22 protein-coding genes are annotated in these 21184 nt (G+C 32.9%); 21 read left to right on the forward strand and 1 reads right to left on the reverse strand.

Annotated elements, in window-relative coordinates:
* Positions 1 to 55: 55 nt before the first annotated feature.
* On the reverse strand, positions 56 to 319 hold the full coding sequence (rpsT, locus tag BUA82_RS02985) for a 30S ribosomal protein S20 (RefSeq protein ID WP_073004510.1): 264 nt from the start codon (positions 317 to 319) through the stop codon (positions 56 to 58).
* A 293-nt stretch (positions 320 to 612) separates the two neighbouring features.
* Between rpsT and gpr the strand changes: the two genes are divergently transcribed.
* From gpr to BUA82_RS03090, 21 genes are all read left to right on the forward strand, one after another.
* On the forward strand, positions 613 to 1587 hold the full coding sequence (gene gpr / locus BUA82_RS02990) for a GPR endopeptidase (protein ID WP_073004512.1): 975 nt from the start codon (positions 613 to 615) through the stop codon (positions 1585 to 1587).
* 53 nt (positions 1588 to 1640) lie between these two features.
* A complete protein-coding gene (locus tag BUA82_RS02995) occupies positions 1641 to 2729 on the forward strand; it encodes a stage II sporulation protein P (RefSeq protein ID WP_073004514.1) in 1089 nt (362 codons plus the stop codon).
* A 298-nt stretch (positions 2730 to 3027) separates the two neighbouring features.
* Positions 3028 to 3408: a hypothetical protein gene (locus BUA82_RS03000; protein WP_073004517.1), complete on the forward strand. Its 381-nt coding sequence runs from the start codon at positions 3028 to 3030 to the stop codon at positions 3406 to 3408.
* A 127-nt stretch (positions 3409 to 3535) separates the two neighbouring features.
* Complete coding sequence (gene lepA / locus BUA82_RS03005) at positions 3536 to 5341, forward strand: translation elongation factor 4 (RefSeq protein WP_073004519.1); 1806 nt, start codon at positions 3536 to 3538, stop codon at positions 5339 to 5341.
* A 38-nt stretch (positions 5342 to 5379) separates the two neighbouring features.
* Positions 5380 to 6510, forward strand: coding sequence for a radical SAM family heme chaperone HemW (gene hemW, locus BUA82_RS03010; protein WP_073004522.1), 1131 nt, complete (start codon positions 5380 to 5382; stop codon positions 6508 to 6510).
* A gap of 190 nt (positions 6511 to 6700) precedes the next feature.
* A complete protein-coding gene (gene hrcA / locus BUA82_RS03015) occupies positions 6701 to 7732 on the forward strand; it encodes a heat-inducible transcriptional repressor HrcA (protein ID WP_073004525.1) in 1032 nt (343 codons plus the stop codon).
* A 50-nt stretch (positions 7733 to 7782) separates the two neighbouring features.
* Positions 7783 to 8412: a nucleotide exchange factor GrpE gene (gene grpE / locus BUA82_RS03020; RefSeq protein ID WP_073005132.1), complete on the forward strand. Its 630-nt coding sequence runs from the start codon at positions 7783 to 7785 to the stop codon at positions 8410 to 8412.
* Between the two features lie 21 nt (positions 8413 to 8433).
* Positions 8434 to 10290, forward strand: a complete 1857-nt coding sequence (dnaK, locus tag BUA82_RS03025) for a molecular chaperone DnaK (protein ID WP_073004527.1) — start codon at positions 8434 to 8436, stop codon at positions 10288 to 10290.
* Positions 10291 to 10386: 96 nt separating this feature from the next.
* Positions 10387 to 11526 carry a molecular chaperone DnaJ gene (dnaJ, locus tag BUA82_RS03030; RefSeq protein ID WP_073004530.1) on the forward strand — a complete coding sequence of 380 codons (1140 nt, stop codon included), beginning with the start codon at positions 10387 to 10389 and terminating at the stop codon, positions 11524 to 11526.
* A gap of 115 nt (positions 11527 to 11641) precedes the next feature.
* Entirely contained in the window at positions 11642 to 12583 is a 942-nt protein-coding gene (gene prmA / locus BUA82_RS03035; protein WP_073004532.1) for a 50S ribosomal protein L11 methyltransferase, read from the forward strand.
* A gap of 18 nt (positions 12584 to 12601) precedes the next feature.
* Positions 12602 to 13351, forward strand: a complete 750-nt coding sequence (locus BUA82_RS03040) for a 16S rRNA (uracil(1498)-N(3))-methyltransferase (RefSeq protein WP_073004534.1) — start codon at positions 12602 to 12604, stop codon at positions 13349 to 13351.
* Positions 13351 to 14658 carry a tRNA (N(6)-L-threonylcarbamoyladenosine(37)-C(2))-methylthiotransferase MtaB gene (mtaB, locus tag BUA82_RS03045; protein WP_073004537.1) on the forward strand — a complete coding sequence of 436 codons (1308 nt, stop codon included), beginning with the start codon at positions 13351 to 13353 and terminating at the stop codon, positions 14656 to 14658. The genes BUA82_RS03040 and mtaB overlap by 1 nt, the downstream gene beginning before the upstream one ends.
* Positions 14659 to 14670: 12 nt before the next feature.
* Positions 14671 to 15015: a histidine triad nucleotide-binding protein gene (locus BUA82_RS03050; protein ID WP_073004539.1), complete on the forward strand. Its 345-nt coding sequence runs from the start codon at positions 14671 to 14673 to the stop codon at positions 15013 to 15015.
* 156 nt (positions 15016 to 15171) lie between these two features.
* Positions 15172 to 15348: a 30S ribosomal protein S21 gene (rpsU, locus tag BUA82_RS03055; protein WP_003441547.1), complete on the forward strand. Its 177-nt coding sequence runs from the start codon at positions 15172 to 15174 to the stop codon at positions 15346 to 15348.
* A gap of 23 nt (positions 15349 to 15371) precedes the next feature.
* Positions 15372 to 15824 carry a GatB/YqeY domain-containing protein gene (locus BUA82_RS03060; protein ID WP_083599777.1) on the forward strand — a complete coding sequence of 151 codons (453 nt, stop codon included), beginning with the start codon at positions 15372 to 15374 and terminating at the stop codon, positions 15822 to 15824.
* A gap of 154 nt (positions 15825 to 15978) precedes the next feature.
* Complete coding sequence (gene yqfC / locus BUA82_RS03065; protein WP_073004544.1) at positions 15979 to 16260, forward strand: sporulation protein YqfC; 282 nt, start codon at positions 15979 to 15981, stop codon at positions 16258 to 16260.
* A 5-nt stretch (positions 16261 to 16265) separates the two neighbouring features.
* A complete protein-coding gene (gene yqfD, locus BUA82_RS03070; RefSeq protein ID WP_073004546.1) occupies positions 16266 to 17399 on the forward strand; it encodes a sporulation protein YqfD in 1134 nt (377 codons plus the stop codon).
* Positions 17400 to 17428: 29 nt separating this feature from the next.
* Entirely contained in the window at positions 17429 to 19468 is a 2040-nt protein-coding gene (locus BUA82_RS03075; RefSeq protein ID WP_073005134.1) for an HD family phosphohydrolase, read from the forward strand.
* Positions 19469 to 19484: 16 nt separating this feature from the next.
* On the forward strand, positions 19485 to 19988 hold the full coding sequence (gene ybeY / locus BUA82_RS03080; protein WP_073004548.1) for an rRNA maturation RNase YbeY: 504 nt from the start codon (positions 19485 to 19487) through the stop codon (positions 19986 to 19988).
* 22 nt (positions 19989 to 20010) lie between these two features.
* Positions 20011 to 20706 (forward strand): diacylglycerol kinase, encoded by a 696-nt coding sequence (locus tag BUA82_RS03085; protein ID WP_073004550.1) that lies wholly within the window; start codon positions 20011 to 20013, stop codon positions 20704 to 20706.
* 76 nt (positions 20707 to 20782) lie between these two features.
* Positions 20783 to 21184: a cytidine deaminase gene (locus BUA82_RS03090; RefSeq protein WP_073004552.1), complete on the forward strand. Its 402-nt coding sequence runs from the start codon at positions 20783 to 20785 to the stop codon at positions 21182 to 21184.

Consider the following 21184-nt stretch of genomic DNA (forward strand, 5'->3'; position numbering starts at 1 on the left):
TACGTTCTAAATTCTCAATTCTAAATTTAAAAAAACCGGAATCCCGGTTTTTTTATTATGCCATTGCATTTAATTTTGCGGATAATCTTGACTTCTTTCTAGCAGCCATATTCTTATGTATAACTCCTTTGGAAACAGCCATATCTAAAGATTTTACTGCATTAGTAAATGCAACCTTTGCTTCCTCAGCGCTGTTAGCTGTAACAGCAACCTCGAACTTCTTTATCGCAGTCTTAAGAGCGGATTTAACCATTCTATTTCTAAGAGTTTTAGCTTCAGTTACTTTTATTCTTTTTTGTGCTGATTTAATATTTGCCATTGTAATTTCACCCCCTTTAATTTATTAGGGTATTAGCAGTTTTTGGGGAAAATCTGCATACGAGTCGAATTTCAACAAGTGATATTATAGCATTATTACATGAACTCTTCAAGTATATTTTAACAGTTCTTCATTATAAGTAATATAGCTATTAAAGTATTTCTAAAAATTAATAATATTTCTTAATTAGATACACAATATAGATAATAGTAAAATTATCAGTTATCCATGATGAATTGTCAATAGCTGACATAGACAATATATAACTAAAATTAAAAAAAGGAGTGTTAGGTGTGTTTGATGTAAGAACTGACTTAGCTGTGGAAGCAAAGGAGTTATATAAACAGCGTTATAAAAAAGAAATTGATGGAGTTATTGCAGAAGAAGATATTTTAGAGGATGTTAAAGTAACAAAAGTTGATGTGGTTAATGAAAATGGAGCTAGGGCTATGGGAAAACCTGTGGGAACCTATATTACTATAGACCTTCCAGAATATACTCATTATGATGGAGATCTTATGGATAAAGTGTCTCATATACTATCTAAAAACCTAAGAGAGCTTATTAAACAGGAGAAGGAAGGAACTACGCTGGTAGTAGGCCTGGGAAACTCAGATGTCACTCCTGACGCGTTAGGACCTATGGTTATATCTAGGCTTATGATAACCAGGCATTTAAAGGCTATGATGCCTGAATCCATAGATGATGAGGTAAGAGCAGTATGCGCTATAGCACCAGGGGTTTTAGGGACTACAGGAATAGAAACAGGAGAGATAGTTAGATCATTGGTAGAAAAGATAAAGCCATCTCTAGTTATATGTATAGATGCTTTAGCTTCAAGAAAACTGGAAAGGGTTAACAGGACCATACAGATTGGAAATACAGGTATTGCTCCAGGAGCAGGAGTGGGTAACAATCGTATGGAGATTAACGAAAAAAGCTTAGGAGTCCCTGTAATAGCCATTGGTGTTCCTACAGTGGTAGACGCTGCTACAATAGCCAATGATACCATGGATTTATTTATTGATGAAATGATAAAACAAGCTACTTCTGGAGGAGAGTTTTATAACATGCTAAAGTCTATAGATAGAAAAGAAAAGCAGTACATGATACGAGAAATATTAGCACCTTATGTAGGTGATCTTATGGTTACACCTAAAGATGTGGATGCTATAATAAATGCGGTATCCAAAGTGATTTCTACAGGTATAAATTTAGCTCTGCAGCCAGCTTTTGAAATTGAAGATATTAATAAATTTTTGAATTAATAATAATTTCACTTCCCCCATCATATAATTTTTTAGTATGAGGGGGGATTTATATGCCATATTCAACTAAAGTTAATAAAGAGCTCCACTTTAAATTAATTGGATACATAATTATATCATCTATAATTGTTATATTTACCATAATGGGCATATTAAACGGGGTTATGAAAAGTCAGGTTAAGAATAATATGTTTTATATACAGGTTTTGAATTATACTCTTCCTGTGGTTAAGGATTTAGCTTATGATGAATCGGATATGGCAGAGAGCCAAATGAATATAAAAACTGCTATATTAGATTATATTGGAATGGATATATTTAATCCTCTTACCATACTCTCCAAGGAGAGCTCTTACTTTGCAGTAAGCAGGAAGTATGTAAAACCTGAAGTGAAAAATCAATTTTCATTGAACTCATTTAAATTAGAAGATATATCTATCTTTAGAGAAGAAAAAAAAGAAGGGGAGTTAAAACCTGAGGGAAAAGTGGACAATAAGGTAGATATTTATAATCCTTCTATAAAGAAAAATCTTAATGAATCTAAGCCAGAGGTTTTAATATACCATACCCATACTACGGAGTATTATGCTCCTGCTACCGGTAAAAGCGCTTTTGATGAAAACTTAAGCGTAGTGGCTGTAGGAAGAGAGTTATCCAAGGAGCTGCAGCAAAATTATGGAATTTCAGTAATACACGATAGGACTATTCATAATAGCGCTTACAACAATTCATATACAAGATCCGGTGAAACATTAGATAAGTATCTTAAAAAGTATAATAATGATTTTAAAATTATTATTGATCTTCATAGGGATTCAGGACCTGCTAAAAAGGATGTTACCTATAAAATAAATGGACAAGATGCTGCTAAACTTATGTTTGTTTTATCTAAAAGCAGCAAATACATTAAAGATAATGAAGCGTTAACTAATAATTTAAAAGGTTTTTTAGATAAAGAGTTCTCAGGTTTGACAAAGGAGACTAAAGATTACAATCACGGTAAGGGAAACTTCAATCAAAGTAGGCATCCTAACGTGGTTCTTATAGAGGTAGGAGCTGATGTTAACAAAATAGAAGAAGCCTTAGTATCTGCTAAGATTATAGCCAGAGCAGTGGCAGAGCAAATAAATGGTAAAAGATAATGTATAAAACTTGAAAATAAAGAGCATCCTTATAGATAGTAATTTATAGAGTAGGTAAGAGCTACTAAGTAAGAGCTAAGAGGTAAGAAAATAGGTAAGAAGTAAGAAGTAAGAGGTAAGAGTTTTGAAAAAATTCAGCAGGGCTGAATTTTAACCACAACTATTACTTCTCAGCTCTTACCTCTTACTTAACTACAAACTAATTATAAAAAACTCCCCCGAGTTTTATCCATAACTCTTCACTCTTAGCTCTTACCTCTTACTTAACTACAAATTTCAATTTAAGGGGGTGCTCTTTTTGAAGGCGAGGAAACTTATTTTTTCAATATTAGTATTTTTAGTGATAATATTTTATGGAGTTATTAAAATTAATATACAGTGGACTAAAGACATGATAGAAAGCCAGACGCCATATAAGGAACAAGCGGTACAAGTTCTAGCTAAAGATAATATTAATGCAAATAAATATGCTATAGATAGAACAACATTCAAAATATATTATACTAAAGGCAGTGATAAGAATATTAGAATTGATTTTTGGGACTATGTTTTTATTTGGAGTGAAGAGGCATTAATAGAATTAAAATCAAATATTAGCCAGGGGTTTCAACAAGCAAACTCTAATATAAAGGGGAGAATTGAAGATTCCATGAATAAGTTAAAAAGGATTTTGCCATAATAAAAATGCTTTAAATTCATTTTTATTGACAATAGCTCATAATTGTATGTTATAATTTATCATGATTTAGTTAACATGGGGGTGAATTCTATTCTAGGAATCGATTTCTGTAGAATGGGTAAATAATATGCAGAGCAATAGACAAAAACACATAAGAAACTTTTCCATAGTAGCTCATATTGACCACGGTAAGTCTACTCTTGCAGATAGACTCCTTGAGACTACAGGAACTCTCACCCGAAGAGAAATGGAAGCACAAGTGCTAGATAACATGGACTTGGAGAGAGAAAGAGGAATTACCATAAAGTCTCAAGCAGCTAGACTTATTTATAAAAGTAAAAACGGTGAAGAATACATATTAAATCTTATAGATACTCCAGGACATGTGGATTTTAACTATGAGGTTTCAAGAAGCCTTGCTGCCTGTGAAGGTGCTATTTTAGTAGTAGATGCTACCCAAGGCATACAAGCGCAAACCTTAGCTAACTGTTATCTTGCCTTAGATAACAATCTTGAGATTGTGCCTGTAGTTAATAAAATAGATCTTCCCAGCGCTAGACCAGAGGAAGTTAAACAGGAAATAGAAGATGTTATTGGAATTGATGCTTTTGATGCTCCTTTAATATCTGCAAAAGCAGGATTAAACATTGAAGATGTACTAGAAGCAGTAGTTCAAAAAGTACCAGCTCCTACAGGAGATGAAGATGCTCCTTTAAAGGCTTTGATCTTTGATTCTTATTATGATAGTTATAAAGGTGTTGTATGTTATGTAAGGGTTAAAGAGGGCAAGCTAAAGGTAGGTACAGAAATTAAGCTTATGGCCACAGGTAAGGTTTATGAAATTACTGAATGTGGAGTATTTACTCCTAACTTTCTCCCTATAGGGGAACTAATAGCAGGAGATGTAGGCTACGTTACAGCGTCTATAAAGAATGTAGGGGATGCTAGAGTTGGAGACACCATAACAGAAGCTAAGAACCCTGCAAAGGAAGCGTTGTCAGGTTACAAGCCAGCGGTACCTATGGTGTTTTCAGGTATATATCCTGTAGATGGTGCAAAATATGAAGAACTTAAGGAAGCCATAGAAAAGCTTCAAATAAATGATGCAGCTCTTTCTTTTGAACCGGAAACCTCTATAGCTTTAGGATTTGGATTCAGATGTGGTTTCTTAGGTCTTTTACATATGGAGATTATACAAGAAAGAATTGAAAGAGAATTTAATTTAGATATTATCACCACCGCGCCATCGGTAATTTACAAGATTGTTAAAACTGATGGAGAGCTGATAGAATTAACCAATCCTACAAATATGCCGCCTATGACTGAAATTGACTATATGGAAGAGCCAGTGGTAAAGGCTTCCATCATAACTCCTACGGACTATGTAGGTGCTGTTATGGATCTTTGTCAAGGTAGAAGAGGCGTGTTTAAAGATATGCAATACATTGAGCAAACTAGAGCAGTACTTAACTATGAAATACCACTAAACGAAATTATATATGATTTCTTCGATGCATTAAAATCTAGGACTAGAGGCTATGCTTCTTTAGACTACGAGCTTAAAGGGTACGTAACCAGTAAGTTGGTTAAACTTGATCTTCTATTAAATGGAGATGTAGTGGATGCCCTGTCTATGATAGTGCCAGAAGAAAGGGCATATAGTAGAGGAAGGGGTATTGCTGAAAAACTTAAGGAAATAATTCCAAGGCAGCTTTTTGAAATACCTATACAGGCTGCTGTAGGCTCCAAAGTCATAGCTAGGGAAACGGTAAAAGCTCTTAGAAAAGATGTTTTGGCAAAATGCTATGGAGGAGATATTTCCCGTAAGAGAAAACTTCTTGAAAAGCAAAAAGAAGGTAAGAAGAGAATGAGACAGATAGGTTCTGTGGAAATACCTCAAGAAGCATTTATGACGGTTTTAAAAGTGGATTAATATAAGGGGAAATTAATTCAATTATAGGAGGATTTAAAATGGAAAGCAAAGCTCTTTACATACACATACCTTTTTGTAAGAAAAAGTGCTATTATTGTGATTTCCCATCCTTCTGCGGTAAAGATCACCTTACTAAAAACTATATAGAAGCTTTAAGTGAAGAAATTATTTCTAGAGCCTCAAAATTTAATATATCGACTATATTCATAGGTGGGGGTACTCCCACCTTTTTAAATTATGAAGAAATATTAACTTTAGGAAAGACTATAGAAAAGCTTAATATAGTACAAGACTGTGAATTTACAGTGGAATGTAACCCGGGAACGCTTACTAAAGAAAAGTTAAAAGCTTTAAAACAAATAGGAGTGAATAGGCTAAGTATAGGACTTCAATCCACTCATAATAATCATTTAAAAGCTATAGGAAGAATTCATACCTATGAAGAATTTAAAAGTAATTATTATTTAGCTAGAGAGTTAGGTTTTAATAATATTAGCATCGATTTAATATTTGCCTTGCCTGATGAAACGTTAGAAGAGTGGAGAAGTGATATTTTAGAAGTTATTAAAATGGAACCTGAACATATATCCTGTTACAGTCTTATCATAGAAGAAGGTACACCTTTCCATAAGCTTTATAATATGGGAAAATTAAATTTGCCTGATGAAGAAGTAGAAAGAGAAATGTATAGAAGTACTTTAGAACTTCTAACTAAGGCTGGTTATGAGCAGTATGAAATATCAAATTTCTCTAAGAAAAATAAAGAAAGTAAACATAATTTAGTCTATTGGACCTTGAAAGATTATATAGGATGTGGAACAGGTGCACATTCTTATATACAGGGCATGAGATATAGAAATGTTGAAACCATAGAAGAATATATTAATTTAATGAATACCAGAGAAAATGCTATGGTAGAAAGCCATAAGAACAGCATAGAAGATGATATAGAAGAATTTATTTTTATGGGAATGAGAAAGATAAAAGGAATAGACGAAAAAGAATTTAAAAATAGATTTGGAAGAGAAATAGATGAATTATATAGGGATGTAATAATAAAATATGAAAGTGAGAAACTATTAGAAAGAAAAAATGGTAGGATTTTTTTTACTGAAAGAGGAGTAGAACTTTCTAATAGGGTGCTTACAGATTTTATTTTAGATAAATAACCTAGTATTTATAAGTTTTATAGAGATTACAGAAGTAATTTAAAGAAAAACTTAATTATAAGTGAAAATAAGTAATTTTTGACCCTTAATGTTAATATCAGTGAATTGACAAAGGTTTTTATTCAAGTTATATTTAAATCGTAGTCATTAGCACTCAATAATAGTGAGTGCTAATAAATGAGGTGATGATGTGGAAATCGATGAAAGAAAAATAAGAATCCTTCATGCAATTATTAATGACTATATCTATACTGGAGAACCGGTAGGCTCAAGAACTATAGCTAAAAAATATGACTTGGGCATTAGTTCTGCCACTATTAGAAACGAGATGGCAGATCTAGAAGATATGGGATATATAGAGCAGCTTCACACCTCTTCAGGAAGAAAGCCTTCTGATAAAGGCTATAGATTGTATGTTGATAAACTTATGCAGATAAGGCACCTTTCAAAAGAAGAAGAACTATTGATTAAAGAATATTTAATAAATGCAGCACTATTTGAAGTAGATAAGATTGTCAAACAGACCAGTGCCTTATTATCAGAACTTACAAAGCTTACTTGTGTTGTAAAGTCTCCTTCCGTTAAGAAGAGTTGTGTTAAGGCTTTACAGCTTATTGGTATTGACAAAAATTCAGTGCTTATGGTTTTAGTTACAGATTCTGGCTTAATAAAAAATAATGTAATTAAGGTGGATAAGATACCATCCTCTTCAGAATTGTTGATGCTTAGTAATGTACTTAATGACAAACTAAGAGATCTTTCAGTAGAAGAGATTAATCTTGTGGTAATAAACAATCTAAAGAAATATACCCAAGGTTTTGAGGAGCTTTTTAACTCAATTTTATCGGCGCTTTATGAAACATTAAGTGAGGAAAATTATTCTGATATTCATATGGAAGGTACTACAAATATTTTTAATTATCCAGAGTATAACGATATATCCAAAGCAAGAGAATTTCTTTCTCTAATTTACAATAAAGATAATATGATTTCACTTCTTGATGAAGGGGAGGATATCTCCATTAAAATAGGGGAAGAGAATTTTGTTAAAGAAGCTAAGGACATTAGTTTTATATCTGCAGTTTATAGAGTTGGTAATAGACCTTTAGGTACTATAGGTGTTATAGGACCTACTCGTATGGATTACTCTAATGTTACCAGTATAATGGTAGAAGTGGTAAATAAACTGAATACCTTGCTAAAAAACAGCCTTAATGACTAAAGGCGTATCACATAATAAAGAGATGAGGTGTTATAAAAGCGATGGAGGAAATGAAGGAAAAGATAAACTCCGAAGATGTGAAAAATAACAATGTAAAAGAAGAAAATGTAAATAATCAGGAAAACATTGAAGAAAAGAATATTAATGAAGAATCATGGCAGCAGGAGGAAGTACTTGAGGATTCTGAATTTGAAGAAGTTAATGATGACTTTGAAAACATAAAATCAGAAAACAGAAGCCTTAAGGACGAAAATGAAAAGTTGAATAGTGAAATCAATGCTTTAAAAGACAGACTTTTGAGGATCAATGCAGAATATGACAATTACAGAAAGAGAACCACCAAAGAAAAGGAAGGCATCTATACAGATGCTGTAGAAGATGTTTTAAAGCAATTACTTCCTGTTTTGGATAACTTGGAAAGAGCTATTTCAGTAGAAGGTAATGTAGATGATTTGAAAAAAGGCGTTGACTTGACTATAAGACAATTTCAAGATTCCCTAGAGAAGCTTGGAGTTGTAGAAATAGATACTAATAGCAACTTTGACCCAAACTTTCACGAAGCGGTAATGCATGTGGAAGATAATTCTTTTGACGAAAACTCTATAGCAGAGGTATTCCAAAAGGGATATAAAAGAGGGGCAAAAGTAATAAGACATAGTATTGTTAAAGTGGCAAATTAATTTATTGAGGAGGAAATTTAAATGGCAAAAGTTATAGGAATTGACTTAGGAACAACAAACTCTTGTGTTGCAGTTATGGAAGGTGGAGATGCAGTAGTTATAACAAACTCAGAAGGAGCTAGAACAACTCCATCCGTTGTATCTTTCCAAGCAAATGGAGAAAGACTTGTAGGGCAGGTTGCTAAAAGACAAGCAATAACTAACCCTGATAGAACTATACTTTCAACTAAAAGACATATGGGAACTAGCCATAAAGAAGTTATTGATGGAAAAGAATATACACCACAAGAAATATCAGCAATGATACTTCAAAAAATAAAGGCTGATGCAGAAGCATACTTAGGGGAAAAGGTTACTCAAGCAGTAATAACTGTACCTGCATATTTTAATGATAGCCAAAGACAAGCAACAAAAGATGCTGGTAAAATAGCAGGACTAGAAGTACTTAGAATAATCAATGAACCTACAGCAGCCTCCTTGGCTTATGGTATAGATAAAACAGATAAAAATCAAAAGATATTAGTATACGACCTTGGTGGGGGTACTTTTGACGTATCCATACTTGAATTAGGTGATGGAGTATTTGAAGTTAAATCCACTAATGGAGATACAAAGTTAGGTGGAGACGACTTTGATGAAAAGATAATGAACTATATTGCAGAAGATTTTAAAGCACAAAATGGAATTGATTTAAGAAATGATAAAATGGCTCTTCAAAGATTAAAAGAAGCTGCAGAAAAAGCCAAAATTGAGTTGTCATCCTCCACTCAAACTATGATAAACTTACCATTTATCACAGCGGATGCTACTGGCCCTAAACACGTAGATATGACTCTTACAAGAGCTAAATTTAATGAGCTTACCCATGATTTAGTTCAAAGGACTATTGAACCAATGAGCAAGGCTTTAAGAGATGCTGGACTTTCCCTAAACGAAATCGACAAGGTGGTTTTAGTGGGAGGATCTACAAGAACACCAGCTGTAGTTGAGGCTGTTAAAAACTTTACAGGTAAAGAACCTTCAAAAGGAGTTAACCCTGATGAGTGCGTTGCTTTAGGTGCAGCAATTCAAGCAGGAGTTTTAACTGGAGAAGTTAAAGATATTCTACTTCTTGACGTTTCACCATTAACATTAGGAATAGAAACTTTAGGAGGAATCGCTACTCCATTAATTCAAAGAAACACTACAATACCAACTAGAAAGAGTCAAGTGTTCTCCACTGCAGCAGATGGTCAAACTTCCGTAGAAATACACGTAGTACAGGGAGAAAGACAAATGGCAGCTGACAATAAGACTTTAGGAAGATTTACACTTTCAGGTATTGCACCAGCTCCTAGAGGAATCCCTCAGATAGAGGTTACTTTTGATATAGATGCTAATGGTATAGTTAATGTTTCAGCTAAAGATAAAGGAACTGGTAAAGAGGCAAACATAACTATTACAGCCTCCACAAACTTATCTGATGATGAAATTGATAAGGCAGTTAAAGAAGCAGAGAGATTTGCTGAAGAAGATAAAAAGAGAAAGGAATCCATAGAGATTAAAAATAATGCTGAGCAAACAGTTTATCAAACTGAAAAGACATTAAAAGATCTTGGAGATAAGGTTTCAGCAGAGGATAAAGCTAAGCTTGAAGAGAAAATTCAAGAAGTTAATAAAATTAAAGATAGTGATGACCTAGAAGCTATTAAAAAAGCTACTGAGGACTTAACTCAAGAATTCTACGCTATCTCATCAAAGATTTATCAAGCAGCAAACCCAGAAGGTCAGGGCTTTGATCCAAACAACATGAATATGGGCGGAAACCCTGGTGAAAATCAAGCACCACACGATGATAATGTGGTAGATGCTGATTTTAAAGTAGATGATGATAAATAAATAATTGTGGCATTAAATTACTTCTGATATAATATTGCAGGGGAAGGCTAAAGTCGTCTTCCCCTTTTTACAGTAAAATTATAGGTGGTGAAATGGATGGCAAAGAAGGATTATTATGAGGTTCTTGGACTTGAAAAAGGTGCCAGTGATGATGAAATTAAAAAAGCCTTTAGAAAACTAGCAATAAAATACCATCCGGATAAAAATCCTGGAGATAAAAAGGCAGAAGAGTCTTTTAAAGAAATTAATGAAGCTTACCAGGTATTAAGTGATCCTCAGAAAAAAGCACAGTATGACCAATTTGGAACAGCAGATTTTAATGGAAATGGTTTTGGTGGTTTTGATGGTGGATTTGACTTTTCCGAGATGGGTGGATTTGGAGATATATTTGAATCCTTTTTTGGAGGTTTTGGTGGAGGAAGAAAGAAAGGCGGTCCTGAAAGAGGTGCTGATTTAGAGTATAACCTTAACTTAACCTTTGAAGAAGCTGTTTTTGGGGTGGAAAAAGAAATAAGCGTTACAAAGAGTGAAAACTGTGAAACCTGTAGAGGCACAGGAGCAAAGCCAGGCACAAGCCCAAGAACTTGTGATAAATGTAATGGTTCAGGACAAATTAGAGTACAAAGAAATACTCCTTTAGGAAGCTTCGTATCCACTACAACTTGTGATAAGTGTGGTGGAAAGGGCAAAATTATAGATACTCCATGTAATGATTGTCATGGAAGAGGAAAACAAAGAAAAAATAGAAAGATAAAAGTAAGCGTACCAGCTGGAGTTGATAGTGGGAACATTATCCCTTTAAGAGGACAGGGAGAGCATGGAAACAATGGCGGCCCTCCAGGAGACCTTTATATAAGGATTAGCGTGGCACCTTCTAAAGTGTTTAAGAGGAAGGGCTTTGACATTTATATAGACAGTAACATCAGTATGGCTAAAGCGGCCTTAGGTACTGAAATTACCGTTCCTACAGTAGATGGAGATGTTAAGTATTCTGTACCTGCTGGAACACAGTCTGGAACTTTATTTAGATTAAGAGGAAAAGGGGTACCTAGGGTAAATTCCACAGGTAGGGGAGATCAATATGTAAATATAGTTGTGGATATACCTAAGTCTCTTAATGAAAAACAAAAAGAAGCTTTAAAGCTATTTATGGAGGCTTCAGGAGAAGAATTTGAAGACCATAAGGATGGAAAAGACAAAAAAGGCTTTATGGATAAAATCTTTGGTAACAAATAGAGGCAATTATTTTGCCTCTTTTTTTTAAGGACTCAAACATCACATTGGTAGACATATTAATGTTAAAAGTGTAAAATATACTATTAGTTAAATTATTAGGGAAGGAATGAACTTAATGCAGGGAAAGTGGATAGAGATTAAAGTAATTACGACTAGTGAAGCCCTAGAGCCTGTATCAGGAATATTTTATAGCATGGATTGTAAGGGAGTAGCTATTGAAGATCCTGAGGATATATTAAGCAGGGAACAAGGACCTCTTACTTGGGATTTTGCCGATATAAACATATTAGAGTATGGTGGAAAAGCTGCGTCTATAAAGGCTTATTTCAGTGAAGATGATAACCCATCAACCATTGTAGACTACATAGAGGAAAAACTTAAAATTATAAAGGAATCTGGAATAAATATAGGAGAAGGTAAAGTTTTATATGCTGTAGTTAAGGAAGAGGATTGGGCAAACAATTGGAAAAAATATTATAAGCCTACCAAAATAGGTAAGCACATAGTGGTTAAGCCCATATGGGAGAATTATAGCAATAAAGATAATGAACTAGTTATTGAGCTTGATCCAGGAATGGCTTTTGGAACAGGCACTCATGAGACTACTAGAATGTGCGTAGAAGCTTTAGAAAAAAATGTTGAAGCAAATTCTGTGATTTATGATATAGGCACTGGATCTGGAATTCTTGCTATAGCAGCAGCCAAGTTAGGTGCCAAAGAAGTTTTAGGGGTAGACTTAGATCCAGTAGCGGTAGATTCTGCTGCGCAAAATGTTCAGCATAATAAACTTAATAATATAAAAATCATTGAAGGAAATTTAGTAGAAGTGGTAGAAGGCAAGGCAGATATCGTGGTAGCTAATATCATAGCAGAAATTATATGCATTCTTATAGGTGATGTTAAAAAAGTGCTTAAAACTGGAGGATTATTTATTTCTTCAGGAATAATTCATGAAAGAAGAGAAATGGTAATAGATAAATTAGAAAATAGCGGTTTTCAGGTTCTTGAGGTTAATAAAGATGGCGAATGGAACTGTATAACTGCAATACTTAAATAGTATCTAAAGGAGATAGCTATGCATAAGTTTTTTACTCCTCAAAGTCTTTTTCAAGGTGAATATGCTTATATTGAAGGAGATGATGTGAAACATATCTATAAGGTTTTAAGACTGGAAGAGGGAAATGAAGTTATAATAAATAACCAGCTAGGAGAAGAGTTTCTAGGCTGCATTCATAGCATAAATAAGCAGAGTGTAAGTATTAAGATAGTAAGAAAGCTAGAAATCAATAATGAGAGCAACATAAATATTTACTTATATCAAGGGTTACCTAAAGCCGGTAAGATGGATATCATAGTGCAAAAAGCCACTGAGCTTGGTGTTAAAGAGGTTATTCCAGTGATTACTTCTAGAGTGGATGTTATATTAAAGGGAGAGTTTAAAAAGCTGGATAGGCTTCAGAGGATAGCTTTAGAAGCCTGTAAACAGAGTAAGAGGACAATTATACCCAAAGTTAATGAACCTATTAATTTTAAAGATATGTTAAGTGATATAAGTGAAAAAGACCTTATAGTGGTACCTTATGAAAATGCAGAAAATTATGGTATTAAAGCTTTGGTAAAAGGTGTAAATTTTACTAAGGTTACTGATATTGCAATAATAATTGGACCTGAAGGCGGCTTTGATGAAGAAGAAATCCAAGCTTTAAAAAACATAAATGCCCACATAGTAACTTTAGGTCCAAGAATTTTAAGAACAGAAACTGCAGGATTTACAGCTGCAGCACTGCTTCAATATGAACTAGGAGATTTAGGAGGAATAATTTAATGAAGGTTGCCTTTGCCACATTAGGCTGTAGAGTTAATGTGTATGAGTCAGAAGCTATGGCGGAAAAATTTATTAGAGAAGATTATGAGGTGGTAGATTTTTCAGAAGTAGCAGATGTTTATGTAATAAATACCTGTACTGTAACCAATATGGGAGATAAGAAATCACGACAGATCATTGGAAGAGCTAGAAGGTTAAACCCTGATGCAATAATTGCAGTAGTGGGATGTTACTCACAAATAGCACCAAAAGAAGTAGGTGATATTCCAGGGGTAGATGTAGTGCTAGGAACAAGAAATAAGGGTGAAATAGTATATTGGGTTAATAGAGCAAGAGAAGAAGAGAATCAGATAGTTAAAGTAGGGGAAGTTCTTAAAAATAAAGTCTTTGAAGATTTAAATATTGAAGAGTATCAAGATAAAACCAGAGCTTTTTTAAAGATTCAAGATGGTTGCAATAGATTTTGTGCTTATTGTCTTATACCTTATGCTAGAGGTGGTGTATGTTCTAAACCAAAAGATAAAGTAATAGCTGAGGTGAAAAAGCTTTCAGAACATGGATTTAAAGAGGTTATACTATCTGGAATTCATACGGCTTCTTATGGCGTGGATTTAGAAGAAAAAGTGACCCTTGTAGATATATTAGAAGAAATTGAAAATATAGATGGAGTGGAAAGGGTTAGAATAGGCTCTATAGATCCAACTTTCTTTACAGAAGATGTGGTAGATAGGATAACCCATCTAAAGAAATTATGTCCTCATTTTCACCTTTCTCTTCAAAGCGGCTGCAGCGAAACTTTAAAGAGGATGAATAGAAAATATACCGCTAAGGAATATGAGGATATAGTAAATATATTAAGAAAAAGAATCCCGGATGTAAGTATTACCACGGATGTAATCGTAGGTTTTCCAGGAGAAACAGCAGAAGAATTTAATGAAACTTATGCATTTTTAAACAGGATAAAACTTAGTAAAATGCATATATTCAAATTCAGTCCCAGAAAAGGAACTAAAGCTGCATTAATGAAGGATCAATTACATGGGGACATAAAAGATGAGAGAAGTAGTAAACTTTTAGAATTGAACAAAATAAATGAAAAAACCTTTGGAGAAGGGTTTATAGGAAGAATAATGCCGGTGCTTATAGAGCAAAAAGTTAATAATAATGAAGAATTATATGAAGGATATACTCCAAATTATATTAAAATAGTGGTAAAATGTAATAATGATAATATTATAGGTAAAATACTTCCTATTAAGATCATAGCTTGGCAAAAAGATCATGGCCAAGGTATTATAGATATTTAAGGGGGTGAAGGTATGAATGAATGCATCTTTTGTAAAATAGTGCAGGGAGAAATCCCTAGCAAAAAGATTTATGAAGATGATAAGGTTATTGCTTTTCACGATATTAATCCAGAAGCTCCAGTGCATGTGCTCATTATTCCAAAGCAGCATATTGAAAGTGCAAATGAGTTAAATGAGGAAAACAGCTATTTAGTAGCCCATATATTTATGGTAATAAAAAAATTAGCTAAAGAACATGGAATAGACAAAGAAGGTTATAGAATAGTAAATAACTGTGGAGAATATGGCGGTCAAACTGTCCCACATCTTCATTTCCATCTATTTGGTGGTAAAAGCTTTGGATGGCCTCCACTATAATGATACTGGAATATTTAGATGTTAAAATGAATAAAAATTAAGTAATGAAATTCTTGACAGAAAATTAATGTCTATTGTATAATAAAGCGTGTGCTATTTAACCCGAAGGCTGTTATATTGTTATATAATATGAGCTAGCGGAGGGAGGGATAATAGATGTCAGAAATAAAAGTTGGAGAAAACGAAACACTTGAAAGTGCGTTAAGAAGATTTAAAAGAAAATGCGCTAGAGCTGGTGTTCTTTCAGAAGTAAGGAAGAGAGAACATTATGAAAAACCAAGCGTAAAGAGAAAGAAAAAATCAGAAGCTGCTAGAAAGAGAAAGTTTAAATAGAACTTTTTTTGAAAGAAGGTACTATAATGTCCATTAAAGAAAGACTTCAAGAAGACTGGAAACAGGCTATGAAGGCCAGAGATAAATTCAAGGCTGAGACACTTAGTACTGCCAGATCTGCAATACTATTTGTTGAAAAGACAGATGGGGTTAAACTTGAGGATGAACAAGTTATAGAGATATTAGCAAGAGAAGTCAAGCAAAGAAAAGAAGCTTCCCTTGAATTCGAAAAAGGAAACAGACAAGATCTTGTAGACAAATCTAATGCAGAAATTGAGATTTTGTTGGGTTACCTTCCTCAGCAGTTAAGTGAACAAGAAATTATTGATATTATTCAACAGGCAGCTGTTGAAATGGGTGCAAATAGCATTAAAGACATGGGAAAAGTTATGTCAATAGTTCGTCCTAAAACAGTAGGTAGAGCAGATGGCAAGCTGGTAAGTACATTAGTAAAAGAACACTTAAGTAATAAATAATTAACGGAACTCACATTTTAAATGTGAGTTCTTTTTATTTATAATTTTAAAATAAAATTATATTAGCCTGTAGTAATGAAGTTCCCATATAAAATAGTCATTATTCCATATAAAAACTCATAATTTAGTATAGAGAATGGTATGAGGTGTAAATATGGAAGAAAAAATAGACAAAGCCAAAGGGAGGCTGGCTTCTAAGCTGGACCTACCAAGAGATATTATCTTAGATTTGCCAAGGATAACTATTTTAGGCGACAATGAAATTACAATAGAAAATCATAAGGGTATTATTACCTTTGAAAATTACCTCATAAAAATAAATTCAAAAGTAGGAAGTATATGTATAAAGGGTGAAAACTTTGAAATTGTATTTATAGGAGGAAACACCATAACCTTAAGTGGTAAATTTACAAATATAATTTATGAGGGGAAATAGTGATTATGGAAAGAATAAAAAAAGGTACTTTAATAATAGAAGTGCAAACTCTATCACCAGAAAAGTTTATAAATTTACTTTGGAATAAAGGTATTGAAGTAAATAATATAATTAGGATTAATTTAACTACTTTTTCCATGGAAGTGAATTTAAAAGACTATAAAAAGTTAGAAGAAGTATGTAAGAGAGTGGGGGGGCGTATTAAGGTATCAGGAAGAAAAGGAATAGCCTTTTTCTTAATGAAATTCAAAAGGAAAACTATGCTGGGGGGAGGAATACTCATTTTCCTATGCTTAATTTATTTTTTATCCACATATATTTGGGCAATTGAGATAGAAAGTGAAAAATATATATCTCCTTTTGAGATAAGACAAGCACTTTATGGATTAGGTATTAAGCCTGGCTTAAGTAAGAATAAAATTGATACAAGCATTTTAGAAGATAAGATACAGAATGTTAATCCTAATATAACATGGGTGAGAGCCAGGATGGAAGGATCTAGATTAAGGATAAGGGTTGCAGAAAAAACTCCACCTCCTAAAATTACTACAAAAGAGGGAGTGAATGACGTAGTAGCTAAATATGATGCTGAGATAATAAGGATATATAGCGTTAATGGCACACCCATGGTAAAGTCAGGAGATTTGGTGAAGAAAGGTCAAATACTTATAAAGGGAGTAGAAGGGAAAGAAGGGCAGGAATATCCTGTATCTGCACAAGGTGATGTATTTGCAAAAACCTTTCAAGAAAGCATAAAAGAGATAAAGACCAAGGGTATAGAGAAGATATATACAGGGGGTAAAGATAGTAGTATATTTATAAATATAGCTGGTGTAAAAATATATATAAAAAAAGCTACTAAAAATTTTCCAACTTATGATAAAATGATAAGTAATAAAAAGTTTTATAGCATTATAGATTATTATGAAACTCAAGAGAAACAAATTGACATAGATATAAATAAAGCTGTAGAGGAAGCCATAGGTGAAATTAAAAGGAATAAAGAAAAAGAATTAGATAAAAAATCTAAAATCTTAGAAATAAAGAGCTTTACTGATAACACTGAAGATGGTATAAGGGTTAGAGTTTTATTTGTGGTAGAAGAAAATATTGCAGAGGTTTCTACACAAAGCCAATAATTATTAGAGGGTGGCAGAGGATGAAGATAATGGATATATTTAAAATAAAAAAGTTTAAAAAATCTCAACGGATATTTATTATTTCAATAGCATTTTTGCTTACCTTTACTATTCTAATGACAGCGCTGATTACTAAAAAATATAGTTATAGTGAAGGAGAGATAGCAAAAAGTGATATTAAAGCTACTAAGGATGTAGTGGATAAATATTTGACTGATGCAGCTACAAAGAAAAAAGTGAATGATGTCCCTAATCAATATACAGAAAGAATAGAAGTAGGGAAGCAGGCAGTGGAAAATGTTTCTGTGCTTATGCAAAAGATTATTATTGCAAAAGATGCTCCAGGGGAGGATAATCAAAAAGCGGCAAATGTAAAATCTGAAACTGGAACCAATTTAACTGATGAAGAGATTTTAGTATTGCTTAAGCTAAGTAGGGAAGATATCAAGTCCTTTCAAGGGGAAGTAGTAGGAGTATTAAATGATGTTTATAAGGGCAAAATTGAAGAAAATAAGCCTGAAGATATTAAAAGCGCCCAAATGATCGTGGATGCCAGGTTTAGTACCTCAAGATTTAGTAAGAGCTTAAGAGAAATAGGAAAGACATTAGCCTATGGTCAGCTAAAGCCTAATCTTTTTTTAGATAAAGAAAAAACTGAAGAACTTAAAAAAGAGGCTTCAAATGATATTAACCCTATAATGGTTAAAAAAGATCAAATAATTGTAAAAGAAGGAGAACCTATAAATGCTAGGCAGATAATGCTGCTTAATGATCTTGGTCTCTTAAATAACTCAGGGTTAGATTGGTATACATATCTAGCTTTGGGCATACTTGTTGGGTTAATACTTTTTCTTCAATTTTATTATTTATATTATTACTATAAAGATACATTTTATGATAATGGAAAGCTTATATTGATATGTATAGTAAATATTACTTCATTAGTACTTGCAAGATCATTGTCCATTATTTCTCCATTTTTAATACCATTGGCTTGTGCTCCTATGCTTTTAACACTTTTATTAAACTATAAAATATCAGTGATTATAAGTATACTTAACTGTGTGCTTATTAGTGGAGTAGTTACCTTTAATTTGGAAATTACGTTACTAGCGCTTATAAGTACCATATTAGGTGCTACATTTTTAAGAAAAATGCAACAGAGAAATGATATTATGATCTTCACCTTGTATATGGGAATAATAAATTGCATACTGATTTTCACTATTAGTATGCTTACATCCAATAATATAATTGAAATTTTAAAAAATACTGCTTTAACATTTTTAGGAAGCATATTATCAGGAGTATTAACCATTGGATTTTTACCTTTTTTTGAAACAACTTTTGATATAGTTACCACAGTTAAACTTTTAGAACTGTCAAATCCTAATCATCCACTGCTTAAGAAAATATTAATGGAGGCACCAGGTACATATCATCATTCTGTTCTAGTGGCAAATCTTGCGGAGCTAGCTGCAGAAGAAGTAGGAGGTAACCCTGTGCTGGCTAGAATAGCTGCTTATTATCATGATGTAGGAAAGACCAAGAGGCCTTTATTTTTTAAGGAAAATCAAATGGGTAGAGAAAATCCCCATAATAAGATTTCTCCAAATCTAAGCACACTTATAATAATTTCGCATGTTAAAGATGGGCTGGAAATGGCAAAAGAATATAATTTACCTAAGGTTATTCAAGATGTAATTGAACAACACCATGGTACTACTTTAGTAAAGTATTTTTATATAACCATGAAGAACACTGCAGAAAAGCCAGAAGAAATAAAGGAAGAAGACTTTAGATATCCAGGACCTATACCTTCAAGTAAGGAAAGTGCTATTATAATGCTGGCAGATAGTGTAGAGGCAGCGGTTAGATCTATAAATGAGCCTACAAAAGGTAAAATTGAAGAGATGGTAAATAATATTATTAAAGATAAATTAGGCAGCGGACAATTAAATGATTGCGATTTAACCTTAAAAGATCTGGATAAAATAAGAAAGTCATTTTTAAAAACCCTGAATGGCATTTATCATTCAAGGATTGAATATCCATCATTAAAACAATAATTCTAAGGAGACTAGTATGATTTATATAGATGATAGGCAAAATAAAATCACAGCAGGAGAAGAATTATATAGTACTATAGAAAGTGTCATTGATTTTGCATTAAAAGAAGAAGAAGTTATTATTCCATATGAAATCAGCGTAGTGCTGGTAGATAATGAAGAGATTAAAAGTATAAATAGTGATACTAGAAATATTGATAAAGAGACAGATGTACTTTCCTTTCCTATATTGGATTATCCTAATGGAAGAGTTTTTAAAGAGGTATATTTAAATTTTGACTTTGATAAGACCTATATGGATGGTAGTGATTTAGTTTTAGGAGATATAGTTCTTTCCTTAGAAAAGGCTAAAGAACAAAGTGAAGAATTTGGCCATTCTTTTCTAAGAGAGGTATGTTATCTAATAGTTCATTCCATTCTCCATCTTTTGGGCTATGATCATATAAAGGATGAAGAAAAAGTTATCATGAGGAAACAAGAAGAAAATATACTTCAAAAATTAGATATTAGAAGAGAGTAAAGTTTTACAGGGTGGGGTAGAGATGAATGTAAGAAAATTAGTAGACAGTTTTAACTTTGCTATAGAAGGAATATTGTATTCCGTAAGAACCCAGAGGAATATGAGAATTCATATGATAGCAGCTCTCTTGGTTTTAACAGCGTGTTTTGTATATGATTTAAATAAGATTGAATTGCTAATTATAACTATAACCATTACTATGGTAATTGTTACTGAGTTGATTAATACGGCCATTGAAAGTGCCATTGATGTCACTACTAATTACTATCATCCTTTGGCGAAGATTGCAAAAAATACTGCTGCTGGAGCTGTTTTAGTCACTGCAATAAATGCAGTACTAGTAGGATACATATTATTCTGGGATAAGCTAAGTTCCCTTACATTTACGGTAATGGTGAAAATCAAACAATCGGAACCATATATGATTTTTTTAGTTTTAGTTATTGTATGTATAGCTACTATAGTAGTTAAAGCCATATATGGAGAAGGCACTCCTTTAAAAGGTGGAATGCCCAGCGGACATAGCGCTATAGCTTTTTCTATAGCCACCACTATAGCTCTTATAACTGAAGAATCCACTTCTATATTATTGGCATACCTTCTTGCCTTCATAGTAGCTCAAAGCAGGGTAGATTCAGAAGTTCATTCTATTTTAGAAGTTGTATTGGGAGCGCTTTTTGGTGCAGCTTTAACCCTTTTAATTTTTCAAATATTTTAAAGGATTTAAGTTGCATTAAATGGAAGTAATGCTATAATTTAATGAAGATAATATTTTCTTAATGGAGGATATTCATATGAAATATGGACAATTAATTGAAGAAGCTATTAAAGCTCGAGAGTATGCTTATGCACCTTATTCTAAATTCAAAGTTGGTGCTGCTGTACTTATGGAAGATGATAAAATTTTTACTGGATGTAATATAGAAAATGCTTCTTTTGGAGCCACTAATTGCGCTGAAAGAACTGCTATTTTTAAAGGGGTTTCAGAGGGGTTAAAAATAATAAAGGCGGTAGCTGTCACAGGGGATCCAAATGGTTATACCTTTCCTTGTGGAATATGCAGACAGGTTATAGCAGAATTTGCTAGAGATGGACAGATAGAAATTATAATAGTTAAAAATAAGGAAGAATATATTGTAAAGACCCTAGATGAAATACTGCCAGGTTCCTTTACAAAAAAAGACTTAAACAACTAA

The organism is Clostridium amylolyticum (assembly GCF_900142075.1).
GTDB lineage: Bacteria > Bacillota > Clostridia > Clostridiales > Clostridiaceae > Clostridium_AA > Clostridium_AA amylolyticum.

Coding starts and splice junctions, on each gene's coding strand:
- BUA82_RS02995 (WP_073004514.1), top strand. CDS start 1,641: ATGCCATATTCAACTAAAGTTAATAAAGAGCTCCACTTTAAATTAATT.
- BUA82_RS03050 (WP_073004539.1), top strand. CDS start 14,671: ATGAATGAATGCATCTTTTGTAAAATAGTGCAGGGAGAAATCCCTAGC.
- grpE (WP_073005132.1), top strand. CDS start 7,783: ATGAAGGAAAAGATAAACTCCGAAGATGTGAAAAATAACAATGTAAAA.
- yqfD (WP_073004546.1), top strand. CDS start 16,266: ATGGAAAGAATAAAAAAAGGTACTTTAATAATAGAAGTGCAAACTCTA.
- rpsU (WP_003441547.1), top strand. CDS start 15,172: ATGTCAGAAATAAAAGTTGGAGAAAACGAAACACTTGAAAGTGCGTTA.
- dnaK (WP_073004527.1), top strand. CDS start 8,434: ATGGCAAAAGTTATAGGAATTGACTTAGGAACAACAAACTCTTGTGTT.
- rpsT (WP_073004510.1), bottom strand. CDS start 319: ATGGCAAATATTAAATCAGCACAAAAAAGAATAAAAGTAACTGAAGCT.
- BUA82_RS03075 (WP_073005134.1), top strand. CDS start 17,429: ATGGATATATTTAAAATAAAAAAGTTTAAAAAATCTCAACGGATATTT.
- BUA82_RS03085 (WP_073004550.1), top strand. CDS start 20,011: ATGAATGTAAGAAAATTAGTAGACAGTTTTAACTTTGCTATAGAAGGA.
- ybeY (WP_073004548.1), top strand. CDS start 19,485: ATGATTTATATAGATGATAGGCAAAATAAAATCACAGCAGGAGAAGAA.
- mtaB (WP_073004537.1), top strand. CDS start 13,351: ATGAAGGTTGCCTTTGCCACATTAGGCTGTAGAGTTAATGTGTATGAG.
- yqfC (WP_073004544.1), top strand. CDS start 15,979: ATGGAAGAAAAAATAGACAAAGCCAAAGGGAGGCTGGCTTCTAAGCTG.
- hemW (WP_073004522.1), top strand. CDS start 5,380: ATGGAAAGCAAAGCTCTTTACATACACATACCTTTTTGTAAGAAAAAG.
- prmA (WP_073004532.1), top strand. CDS start 11,642: ATGCAGGGAAAGTGGATAGAGATTAAAGTAATTACGACTAGTGAAGCC.
- BUA82_RS03090 (WP_073004552.1), top strand. CDS start 20,783: ATGAAATATGGACAATTAATTGAAGAAGCTATTAAAGCTCGAGAGTAT.
- lepA (WP_073004519.1), top strand. CDS start 3,536: ATGCAGAGCAATAGACAAAAACACATAAGAAACTTTTCCATAGTAGCT.
- BUA82_RS03040 (WP_073004534.1), top strand. CDS start 12,602: ATGCATAAGTTTTTTACTCCTCAAAGTCTTTTTCAAGGTGAATATGCT.
- dnaJ (WP_073004530.1), top strand. CDS start 10,387: ATGGCAAAGAAGGATTATTATGAGGTTCTTGGACTTGAAAAAGGTGCC.